The 11422-nt window shown below is 74.1% G+C and carries 9 protein-coding genes; 8 read left to right on the plus strand and 1 reads right to left on the minus strand.

Translation table 11 applies throughout. The features are described from left to right. Window positions 1-108: 108 nt before the first annotated feature. A complete protein-coding gene (locus tag ACZ6SQ_RS07935; RefSeq protein ID WP_469557781.1) occupies window positions 109-2469 on the minus strand; it encodes a collagenase in 2361 nt (786 codons plus the stop codon). 142 nt (window positions 2470-2611) lie between these two features. Between ACZ6SQ_RS07935 and ACZ6SQ_RS07940 the strand changes: the two genes are divergently transcribed. From ACZ6SQ_RS07940 to ACZ6SQ_RS07975, 8 genes are all read left to right on the plus strand, one after another. Beyond that, window positions 2612-4042, plus strand: a complete 1431-nt coding sequence (locus tag ACZ6SQ_RS07940; RefSeq protein ID WP_469557783.1) for an aminopeptidase P family protein — start codon at window positions 2612-2614, stop codon at window positions 4040-4042. Between the two features lie 95 nt (window positions 4043-4137). Beyond that, window positions 4138-5340 carry an NAD(P)/FAD-dependent oxidoreductase gene (locus ACZ6SQ_RS07945; protein WP_469557785.1) on the plus strand — a complete coding sequence of 401 codons (1203 nt, stop codon included), beginning with the start codon at window positions 4138-4140 and terminating at the stop codon, window positions 5338-5340. Then, a complete protein-coding gene (locus ACZ6SQ_RS07950) occupies window positions 5330-5647 on the plus strand; it encodes a (2Fe-2S)-binding protein (protein ID WP_469557787.1) in 318 nt (105 codons plus the stop codon). Before ACZ6SQ_RS07945 ends, ACZ6SQ_RS07950 begins: the two co-directional genes overlap by 11 nt. Further along, window positions 5628-7178, plus strand: coding sequence for an FAD-dependent oxidoreductase (locus tag ACZ6SQ_RS07955; protein ID WP_469557789.1), 1551 nt, complete (start codon window positions 5628-5630; stop codon window positions 7176-7178). The genes ACZ6SQ_RS07950 and ACZ6SQ_RS07955 overlap by 20 nt, the downstream gene beginning before the upstream one ends. Further along, on the plus strand, window positions 7175-8086 hold the full coding sequence (locus ACZ6SQ_RS07960) for a dihydrodipicolinate synthase family protein (protein ID WP_469557791.1): 912 nt from the start codon (window positions 7175-7177) through the stop codon (window positions 8084-8086). The genes ACZ6SQ_RS07955 and ACZ6SQ_RS07960 overlap by 4 nt, the downstream gene beginning before the upstream one ends. 39 nt (window positions 8087-8125) lie before the next feature. Further along, entirely contained in the window at window positions 8126-9130 is a 1005-nt protein-coding gene (locus ACZ6SQ_RS07965) for a proline racemase family protein (RefSeq protein ID WP_469557793.1), read from the plus strand. Between the two features lie 112 nt (window positions 9131-9242). Beyond that, window positions 9243-9995: a GntR family transcriptional regulator gene (locus ACZ6SQ_RS07970; protein WP_469557794.1), complete on the plus strand. Its 753-nt coding sequence runs from the start codon at window positions 9243-9245 to the stop codon at window positions 9993-9995. A 366-nt stretch (window positions 9996-10361) separates the two neighbouring features. Beyond that, a complete protein-coding gene (locus ACZ6SQ_RS07975) occupies window positions 10362-11258 on the plus strand; it encodes a S1 family serine peptidase (protein WP_469557796.1) in 897 nt (298 codons plus the stop codon). Window positions 11259-11422: the final 164 nt, after the last annotated feature.

The following is an 11422-nucleotide window of genomic DNA, read 5'->3' on the forward strand; positions in this document are numbered from 1 at the left end:
GTCCTCTATGTTCTCTCCCCCCCCTCTTTGGGGGGGCGCCCCACCCCCCCCCCGCCCCCCCTCCCCCCCCCCCCCCCCCCCCCCCCCCCCGCGGCCCGTGCGGGGCGGTCAGGGGCGCAGCGGCCCCTCGCAACGGAAGTCCGCCGTTCCCGCGAGGCGGTTGGACCAGATGGTGACCTCGCCGAAGGAGCAGTTCATGTCGGCGAGGTTGTTCACGCCGGTGAGGGCGCGGTCGAGGATGAAGTAGTCGGCCGTCTCCCCCATCTCCCTGAAGACCTCGCCCGCGTCCCCGGCGTCCGACAGGTTCGCGGTGATCATGCCGGTGCAGACGAAGCGCGGCCGGTCAGGGCTGCCGCCGGAGGCGCACTCGGGCGTCATATAGGTGGCGGCGGCGAAGGACGACCGCACCTGTGCCGCTGTCGTGGCGCCGAGTTCGGCGACGGGGGTGAACCGGGTGTCGGGCACGAACAGGTCCTCGACGTGCGCGATCCGCTCGTCGAGGAATGCGTCGTAGGCCCGCTGGAGCGCGGCGTCCCGGCCGAGGCGGTCGCGCCAGGCGTCGTGGGCCGCGGGGTCGTCGGCGCGCAGGTTCCGGTACATCTCCCGCAGCAGGTCGGGGTGTTCGAGCCAGAGGAAGCTGAAGAACGTGCCGGCGTAGGAGTAGAAGCGGAAGCCGTCACCGTCGTAGGTGGCGTGCAGCAGCTGGTCGACGCTCATGCGCGGGCCGCCGTTCGCGGTGTCCCGGATGATGCTCCTCACCAGGGACTTGCGCACCTCGACGCCGTCGTCGCGGGTCGCTCCGGCGAAGAACTCGGCCGTGCCCTCGTCCATCGCGGTGGTGCGGTCGCCCTGGTACCAGGGGCCCTCGCCGAACAGACCGGGCACCGCCCAGCGGCCGTTGAGGTAGTGGGTGTACTCGTGCCGGAACAGCTCCTCCAGGGTGAGTGAGGAGTCCTGCGGGACGCGGCGCTGGTACGTGTAGAAGGTCGCGCCGCGTTCGATGTAGATGCCGCCGTTGTCCGTGCCCATGCCGGTGAGCAGGGGGTGGAAGTTCTCGTAGTCGGCGCGTGAGGCGTACAGCACGGTGTTCAGCGTGGAGTTGGTGTCGCCGCGCAGCGGCTGCCCGGTGCCGAGGACCCGGTGGAACTGGGCCTTGACCTGCTTGCTGGCGTAGTAGAGCTGGTCGACGGTCGCCCGGTCCAGGCCGGTGCGCACCTTGATCGTGTCGCCGCGGGCGTCGGTGTCGTAGGCGAACAGCGAGGGGAAGAGGCGGCGTTCGATGTCGGCGCGGCAGACCTGGTGGGGCGCGCAGGCGTCGAACTCGATGAGCCAGCCGGCGACCTTGGCCCAGGGCGCGCTGCGGTCGCCGAAGGTACGTGCGGTGGTGTCGAGCAGGGTGCCGAGGCCGGTGACCGTCTCGGCGCGCAGTCGGTCGATCTGGCCGAAGCGGCCGTACTCGCCGACCGCGTCCCGCACGACCCAGGCGTTGGGGCCGTCCTTGAGATGGGCGTGTCCGCCGAAGGCGCTGAAGGCGGCGCGGTAGGCGCTGTCGGCGGCGACGGCGTCGTGGAAGGCCGTGTCCCGGTTGCCGGGGTAGACGCCCAGGTAGTTCAGGGACAGGGCGGCGAGGGCGGCACCGGCCCAGGCGGTGTCACGGGCGGTGGCGCGGTCGGGGCCCATGGTGGCCAGGACCTCTTCGACGAGCGGGAGTTGGTGCTGCCGAAGCCCCGGGGCACTGGCCGCGTAGAGGGCTTCGCGCAGGGTCTCGGCGTTGGTACGGGTCGGGTCGAAGCTGCGGGCGGCGGTGCCGAAGGCGGCCACGGCCTCGCGCATCGCGGCGACGGTCGGGGCGTCGGTGACGTCGATCTCGGTGCGCGAGAAGTCGTGGTAGGCGACCGCGTGGAGATAGGTGAACAGCTCCAGGAGGTTGCTGCCGTCGGTGCCGTCGTGGGCGGGGGCGAGCGCGGCGGCCCGCCGGGACACCGCCTGGACGTGGGCGTCCGACATCACCGGGGTGAGGCGGGCGTCCCAGGTCCAGATCAGGGTGCGCAGACAGTCGTCGGCGGTGACGGCGGGATCGGTGAGGAAGTCCGCGAACCGCTCGGGGGACAGCCCTGTGACGCCGTCGAGCGTGCAGGGCACGACCGGTCGCTTCCGGCCGGCCGTGCGCACGGCGGTCGTACGGGGGCGGGTCGCGGGGCCGGGGACCCGGCCGTCGGCGCGGTGCGCGCCCGGCGCGGGGAGCGCGAGCGCGGCGGGCCGGGGTGCCGTGGCCAGGCGCTCGACATGGTCGCCGGGCGCCTCGTACGCCCGGGCGGGGGCCGCGGCCGGCCTGGGGGCCGGGGTCGCCGCGTGCCCGCTCGGCACGCCGGTGAGTCCGACGGCCAGCGTCGCGGTGACGGCGAGCAGGGATATGCGCCGCCGTGCGGTGCGGGCGCGGGAGTGGTGCGGGGTTCTCGTGGGGAACACCGGTGACTCCTGTGGGGAGTGAGTGGGTGAGATGGGCTGATCCGACGCCGCCGCGGGGGGAGATCGCCGCGCTGAACCGGGCTGCGCCATGTGATGCGTAACGTAGTAATGTGAAATTGCACTGACAACCCCCGTGCACCGAATGACTGTTGAGCGGACGTCACCGGCGCCCCTCGACGGACCGCCCCGAGGAGGCCCCCGCGTGAACGATCCCGTAGCCGCCGCACCGCGCACGGTCAGCCATGACCTGGCCGTCTCGGAGGAGTTGGAGCGGTTCATGGCGAGCGGCTGGGCCACGAGCCCGCTGCCCGGTGACCTGCGGCTGTCCGCCGCCGATGTCACCCCGGCGCGCCGGGCCCGGCTGTCCGCGCGCTTCCCCGGCGAGCGGCTCGTCGTCCCGGCCGGCGAGCTGAAGGTCCGCACCAACGACTGCGACCACCGCTTCCGCCCGCACAGCGCCTACGCCTGGCTGACCGGTCTGACCGGCGAGGACCAGGCCGGGCATGTGCTGGTCCTGGAGCCGCACGGCCCCCACGGACACGAGGCGGTGCTGTATCTGCGACCCCGCTCGCCGCGCACCGACCAGGGCTTCTACCGGGACCGCCGGTACGGGGAGTTCTGGGTCGGCCGCCGCCCCGACCTCGCCGAGACCGAGCGCATGACCGGCCTGCGCTGCGCCCTGCTCGACGGCCCGGACCGGATCCCGCCCGGCCGCGACGCCGCCACGGACGCCGAACTGGCCGCCGCGCTGTCCGAGTTGCGGCTGGTGAAGGACGCCTGGGAGGTCGCCCAGCTGCAACAGGCCGTCGACCACACCACCGCCGGTTTCGAGGACGTCGTCCGCGCCCTGCCGCGCGCACTCGCCCATCCGCGCGGAGAACGCTGGATCGAGGGCGTGTTCGGACTGCGCGCCCGCGCCGAGGGCAACGGCACCGGGTACGAGACGATCGCCGCCTCCGGCGCGCACGCCTGTGTGCTGCACTGGATCCGCAACGACGGGCCGCTGGACGCACGGGAGTTGCTGCTGCTCGACGCGGGCGTGGAGACCGACACGCTCTACACCGCGGACATCACCCGGACCATGCCGCTGTCCGGCCGCTTCTCCCCCGTGCAGCGCCAGGTGTACGAACTGGTGCTCGCGGCGCAGGAGGCGGGGATCGCCGCGCTGCGGCCGGGGGCGCGCTTCCGCGACTTCCACCGGGCGGCGATGACGGTGATCGCCGAGGGCCTCGCCGAATGGGGCGTCCTGAAGACCCCCGACGGCGACCTCCACCGGCGCTACACCCTGTGCAGCAGCGGGCACATGCTCGGTCTCGATGTGCACGACTGCGCCCAGGCGAGGGCGGAGGCGTATCTGGACGGCGCTCTGGAGGAGGGCCAGGTGCTGACCGTCGAGCCGGGCCTCTATCTGCAGCCCGACGACGAGACCCTGCCGCCCGAGCTGCGCGGCATCGGCGTGCGCATCGAGGACGACCTCGTCGTCACGGCCGGGGGCGCGCGGCTGATGTCGGGGGCGCTGCCGCGTACTCCGGACGGGATCGAGGAGTGGATGGGCGCGCTCATGGAGGGCTGACGGCGGCCAACAGGGCTGCCGGGCACGGGCGCAGGAGTCCCGACGCGGGCGTGAGATCTCTTGGCAACCTCAGTGCAATGTGAAATATTACTGACGTGCCCACGAGACATTCTCCGGATCTCATCGTGGTCGGGGCGGGCGTGGTCGGCGCGGCCTGCGCCTACTACGCCGCCCGCGCCGGCCTGACCGTCACCGTGATCGACCGTGGCCCCGTCGCGGGCGGCACCACCGGGGCGGGTGAGGGGAACCTCCTCGTCTCCGACAAGGAACCCGGCCCCGAGCTCGAACTCGCCCTCCTCTCCGCCGGGTTGTGGCGCGAGCTCGCCGGTGAACTGCCGTCGGCGGTGGAGTTCGAGCCCAAGGGCGGCCTGGTCGTGGCCGACGGCGACAAGGAGCTCACCGCGCTGCGGGAGTTCGCGGCTCGCCAACGGGCGTCGGGTGTCGAGGCGTCGGACGTCCCCCCGGACCGGCTCGGCGAACTGGAACCGCATCTCGCCCCCGGCCTGGCGGGAGGGGTCCACTACCCCCAGGACGCCCAGGTGCAGCCCGCGCTGGCGGCGGCCCATCTGCTGCGTGCGGCCGGGGAGCGGGTACGGCTCCGGCTGGGCGAGCAGGTCACCGGCGTCCTGACCGGGCCCGGCGGCCGGGTGCGCGGTGTCCGCACGGCCGCCGGCGAGATCCACGCACCCCACGTGGTGAACGCGGCGGGCACCTGGGGCGGGGAGGTGGCCGCGCTGGCGGGCGTGGAGCTGCCGGTCAGGCCCCGGCGCGGCTTCGTCCTGGTGACCGAGCCGCTGCCGCGCGTGGTGCGGCACAAGGTGTACGCCGCCGACTACGTGGCCGACGTCGCCAGCGACTCGGCGGCGCTCCAGACCTCGGCCGTGGTGGAGGGAACCCCCGCCGGGCCGGTCCTGATCGGCGCCAGCCGGGAGCGGGTCGGCTTCGACCGCACCCTGTCCGTGCCCGCGGTGACCCGTCTGGCCGCCCAGGCGGTACGGCTGTTCCCGGTACTCGGATCGGTACGCGCCCTGCGCACCTACGCCGGGTTCCGCCCCTACCTCCCCGACCATCTGCCCGCCATCGGCCCCGATCCACGCCGGCCCGGGCTGCTGCACGCCTGCGGCCACGAGGGCGCGGGCATCGGCCTGGCCCCTGCCACCGGGCGGGTGATCGCGGCGATCGCCTCCGGCGGTGAACCGCCCCTGGACATCGGGCCCTTCAGGCCGGAGCGGTTCGAGGGCCGGCCGGGAGGAACCGAGAGCGCAAGCCCGCCGAAGGGAACCGCACGTGAAGCGTGACCGCAGCCCCGCCGAGCTCGTCGGCGCCGCACCCGACACCTTCGAGATCACCTTCGACGGACGGACGCTGACCGCGCTGCCCGGCCAGTCCGTGGCCGCCGTGCTGTGGGCGGCCGGGGTGCTCGCCTGGCGCACCACCCGGACCGGGGGCCGCCCGCGCGGGGCGTTCTGCGGCATCGGGCACTGCTTCGACTGCCTGGTGACGGTCGACGGCCGTCCCAACCGGCGGGCCTGTCTGGTACCGGCCCGCCCCGGCGACACGGTCACCACCCAGGAGGGACACGGGCATGCCGACCTCACCGTCTGACCCGCGGGCGTACGGCCTGGCGGTGATCGGAGCCGGTCCGGCGGGCCTCGCCGCCGCGGTGACGGCCGCCGAACTGGGCGTCTCGGTCGCCCTGCTGGACGCGGGCGAGCAGACGGGCGGGCAGTACTACCGCCACCCCTCCCCCAGCCTCGGCGCCACCCGCCCCGAGGCGCTGCACCACGACTGGGGGACGTACACCGCCCTGCGCGACCGGCTCAGGGACAGCGGAGCGACCCACCTTCCCGGACACCATGTCTGGACGCTGACGCGGCAACCGGGGGACGGAGAAGCCCCGTTCACCGTGCACGCGGTCCTCGGCGAGGACGGCCGGTACCCCGTCGCCGTGCGCGCCAGGACCGTGCTGCTCGCCACCGGGGCGTACGAGCGCCAGCTCCCCTTTCCCGGCTGGACCCTGCCCGGTGTCGTGACGGCCGGAGGGGCACAGGCCATGCTCAAGTCGGGCCTGGTGCTGCCGGGCCGGCGGATCGTCGTCGCGGGCAGCGGACCGCTGCTGCTCGCGGTCGCCGCCTCGCTCGCCTCGGCCGGGGCCCGGGTCCCGGCCCTGGTGGAGGCGGCCGGCTATCCGGCCTACGCCCGCCGCCCGGACGTCCTCGCGGCGGTGCCGGGCAAGGCCGCCGAGGCCATGGCGTTCGGTGCGGCGCTGCTCCGCCACCGGGTTCCGGTGCGGACCCACAGCGCGGTCACCCGGGTGCACGGGACGGACCGGGTGGAGGCCGTCACCGTGGCCCGGCTGGACGGGGACTGGCGGCCCGTACCGGGTTCGGGGCGGCGGATCGACTGCGACGCGCTCGCGGTCGGCCACGGGCTGGTCCCGCACATCGACCTGGCGACCGCGCTGGGCTGCGCGACCCGGCGCACCCCGGACGGCACCACCGCGCTGGACCTCGACGGCGAGCAGCGCACCTCGGTGCCGGGCCTGTGGGCTGCGGGCGAGACCGGTGGTGTCGGCGGTGTGCGACTCGCCCTGCTGGAGGGCGAGATCGCCGGTGCCGCGGTGGCCGCCCGGGTGAGCGGGCGCGACCTGGCCGGGGCCCGGCTGCGGCGGCTGCGGCGCGGGCGGGCACGGCTGCGGGCCTTCGCCGGGCTCATGGCCCGGGTCCACGCGCCCCGCCCCGGCTGGACCGGATGGCTCGACGACGCCACGGACGTCTGCCGCTGCGAGGAGGTCGCCGCGGGCCGGGTCCGAGAGGCCGTCGCCGCGCAGGGGGCCGGTGACGCCCGCACGGTCAAGCTGCTCACCCGCGCGGGCATGGGCTGGTGCCAGGGCCGGATGTGCGGCACGGCGGTGGCCTGCCTCGCCGCGGAGTCACGGCCGGGACTGTCACCGGAAGGCCGGGCACAGACCGCCGTACCGCGGGAGGCTCACCCACCCGAGCCCGCGCCACCGGCCCGCCCGCTGCCGCCCTCCCCCGAACGCCGCCCCCTGGCGACCCCCGTCACTCTCGCCGCGCTGGCCGAAGCGGCCGGCCCGGACGACCACTCCACCTCCACAGAAGGGTTCCCCCGATGAGCACCACCGGTTCCTGGAGCGCCGAACGCCCGTGGCGCGGCATCATGGTCGCCACCGCGCTCCCCCTGCGCGAGGACCTGTCCGTCGACTACGACGCCTACGCCGCGCAGGTGCGCCGCCTGATCGCGAGCGGCTGCGACGGCGTCGTGCCCAACGGCTCGCTCGGCGAGTACCAGACCCTCACCGACGCGGAACGGGCCCTCGTGGTCCGTACGGCCGTCGAGGCGGCGGGCGACGGGGCGCGGGTGATGCCCGGGGTCTCCGCGTACGGCGGCGCCGAGGCACGGCGCTGGGCCGAGCAGGCCGCCGAGGCGGGCTGCGGCAGCGTGCTGCTGCTGCCGCCGAACGCGTACCGGGCCGACGAGCGGGCGGTGCTCGCGCACTACGCCGAGGTCGCGCGGGCCGGACTGCCCGTCGTGGCGTACAACAACCCCGTCGACACCAAGGTCGACCTCGTCCCGGAGCTGCTGGCACGGCTGCACGCAGAGACGGGGATCGTGGCCGTGAAGGAGTTCTCCGGCGATGTCCGCAGGGCCTACCGGATCATCGAACTCGCCCCCGAACTCGACCTGCTGATCGGCGCGGACGACGTACTGCTGGAACTGGCGGTGGCGGGCGCGGTCGGCTGGGTCGCCGGGTACCCGAACGCCTTCCCGGAGGCGTGCGCCCAGCTCTACGACGCAGCGATCGCCCAGGACCTCGCCACCGCGCTGCCGTTGTACCGGTCGCTGCACCCGCTGCTGCGCTGGGACTCGCGGACCGAGTTCGTGCAGGCGATCAAGCTGTCCATGGACGTCGTGGGCGTGCCCGGCGGACCCACCCGGCCGCCCCGTATGCCGCTGACCGACGCCCAGGAGGCCGACATCCGCGCGGCCACCGAGAAGGCCGTCGCCGACGGCCACCGCTGACATCCGCACCCGACCGGAACCGGATCGAAAGGGACGTTCGTGCGCACTCGTCATGTGTTCCACGCGGTCGACTCGCACACCGAGGGCATGCCCACCCGGGTCGTCACCGGCGGCCTCGGGGTGGTGCCCGGCGCCACCATGGCCGAGCGCCGCCGCCACTTCGCCGAGCGTCTGGACCACGTCCGCACGCTGCTGATGTACGAGCCGCGCGGCCACGCGGCGATGAGCGGGGCGATCCTCCAGCCGCCCACCCGGCCCGACGCCGACTACGGGGTGCTGTTCGTGGAGGTCTCCGGGCTGCTCCCGATGTGCGGGCACGGCACCATCGGTGTCGCGACCGTGCTCGTGGAGACCGGCATGGTGGCGGTGACCGAGCCCGTCACCACCGTCCGCCTCGACACCCCGGCGGGGCTGGTCTCCGTCGACGTGCGGGTGGAGGACGGGGCGGCGACCTCGGTCACGCTCACCAATGTGCCGTCCTTCTGCGTGGGCCTGGACCGCAAGGTCGAGGTGCCGGGGTACGGCTCGGTGACGTACGACCTCGCGTACGGCGGGAACTTCTACGCCTTCGTCGAACTGGAGGCGCTGGGGCTGCCGTTCGACCGCGCCCGCAAGGACGATCTGCTGGCGGCCGGACTGGCGGTCATGGAGGCGGTGAACGCCTCGGCCGGCCGGCCGGTGCATCCCGAGCAGCCGGAGATCGCCGGGCTCAAGCACGTGTATCTCGCCGCGCCCGGGTCCGACGCGCGGCGTTCACGGCACGCGATGGCCATCCACCCGGGCTGGTTCGACCGTTCGCCGTGCGGCACCGGGACCTCCGCGCGTATGGCTCAGCTGCATGCGCGCGGAGAGCTGCCGCTGCACCGGGACTTCGTCAACGAGTCGTTCATCGGTACGGAGTTCACCGGCCGGCTCGTCGAGGAGACGGAGGTCGGCGAGATGCCCGCGGTCGTGCCCCGGATCACCGGACGGGCCTGGATCACGGGAACGGCCCAGTACTTCCTCGACCCGGACGACCCGTTCCCCGCGGGGTTCCTGCTGTGAGCGGGTCGTGCGGTGAGCCGGTTCCTGCCGCGAGCGGCAACTGCCCTACGGCCGGGGCGGAAACAACGTGACATTGTACTCTGGTGCTCCGCAGCGGCACGAAGGGAACACCATGGGCCACCTCAAGCAGCGCACCCTCGTCACCGCCCGTGAGCGGCTGCGCGACCAGGTCGCCCATGCGCTGCGGGCCGCGCTGATCTCCGGCGAACTCCAGCCGGGCGAGGTGTACTCGGCGCCCGGTCTCGCGGAGGACTTCGGCGTCTCCGCGACGCCCGTGCGCGAGGCCATGCTCGACCTGGCCCGTGAGGGGCTCGTGGAGCCGGTCCGCAACAAGGGGTTCCGGGTCACCGAGGTCGACGAGCGCGACCTGGACCAGTACAGCGAGATCCGGATGCTCATCGAGGTCCCGACGATCGGGCGGATCACACGCGACGCCTCCCGCGCGGACCTGGAGGCGCTGCGCCCGGTGGCCGAGCGGATCGTGGCCGCGGCGCGGGAGCACGACCTCATCGGATATCTGGAGGCCGACCGGCAGTTCCATCTCTCGCTGCTCGCCCTCGGCGGCAACGACCGGCTCGTCGAGACGGTCGGCGACCTGCGCAAGCGGTCCCGGCTGTACGGGCTGACCGCGCTCGACGAGAGCGACCGCCTCATCCCGTCGGCCGAGGAGCACCTCGAACTGCTCGACCTGATGATCGCCGGGGACGCGGAGGGCGCGCAGGAGTGCGTCGCCCGCCATCTCGGCCATGTGCGTTCCCTGTGGGCGCAGGGGTCGCCGCAGGACGAGGACAAGAACAACGGCAACCCCGACAACCCCGGCGGCCGTCGGCGCGTGATCGGCGGGAAGCTGGGCGCGGTCTCCTGAGGCACCGGAGCGCGATGCCCGAGGCAGGAAGGTGTCGCGCGAGGCCCGGCGCGGGATCCTCCTCCCTGCCCGACGGCCGGCCGGGCGGGACTGCGGCTGCCCCGGGGCATCGCCGCCACGGGGCTGCCGCGCGCCCAGGACCTGCCGGAGGCGGCCGCGTCCGGGCCCCGTACAGCGGAGGAACGGACGGCGCCGGCACCCCGGTCGGCTTGTCCCGATCTTGAGTGAACCTCCGTCACGTGGTTCCCGTCTGGCTGTACGACATGCCACCGAGCCGGGCGGTCTGCCCCGGCTCCGGGCCCGTTGGAGGTGCCGGGCCGGGCGTCCGGCGGTGGCCGGGAACACGGAGAACGGAGAAGACACTTCATGCGTCTGTCCACCCCCCACAGAGCGACGGGACGGCGGATCGCCGCCGCCACGGCCGTGTGCGGTGCCGCGCTCGCGCTGACCGCCACGTCCGTCGGTTCCGCCCAGGCGGCCGGTGACACCGCGGACCGCGGGCGTCCGGTCGCGAACATCATCGGCGGTGTGCAGCAGCCCGACGGGAAGCACCCGTTCATGGCGGCGCTGCTGTCCAAGGGTCCGGGCAAGCCGGTCGACCGCCAGTTCTGCGGTGGCAGCCTGCTCTCGCGGGAACTGGTCATGACCGCCGCGCACTGCGTGCTGGGCACGAACCCCAAGGAGATCGAGACCACCGTCGGCCGTACGGCGCTCTCCAAGAAGAACCAGGGCCAGCTGCGCAACGTGACCGACATCGTGGTCCACCCGCGCTACGCCCGGGGCCAGGAAGCGTACGACATCGCCTTCCTGTACCTCGACAAGCCGGTCACCGGCATCGCGCCGGTCCTGCTGCCCACGGTCGGCACGGACGCCCTGATCCGTCCGGGCGCCCAGGCGACCGTCGCCGGCTGGGGCAACGTCAACACCGAGGTGCCGGCCTACCCGGACCGGCTGCGCGCGGTGAACGTGCCGATCGTGTCGCACATCGAGTGCAAGGCCTCGTACGCCGAGTACGACAAGAAGGTCAACGTCTGCGCGGGCGTCGAGGGCAGGGACTCCTGCCAGGGTGACAGCGGCGGCCCGATGTTCCGCAAGCTCAAGGGCCGTCAGGGCGTCTACCAGATAGGCGTCGTGTCGTACGGCGACGGCTGCGCCGAGCAGGGCGCCCCCGGCGTCTACGCGTACACCGGGTCGGCCGAGCTGTGGAAGACGCTGGGCGAGTCGGCCAAGGGCAAGAAGGTGAAGCGGCTGCTCGGCCGCTGACCCGTCGGCCGGTGACCGCGGGCCGGGGGGGGGCACCCCCCCCCCCCCCCCCCCCCCCCCCCCCCCCCCCCCAAACCCCCCCCCCCCCCCCCCCCCCCCCCCCCCCCCCCGGGCCGGCGGCTGGAGCGCCCGCCACCGATGGGCTGCCGTGGGCATCTGGGTGC

It is taken from the genome of Streptomyces sp. NPDC048600, assembly GCF_055587025.1.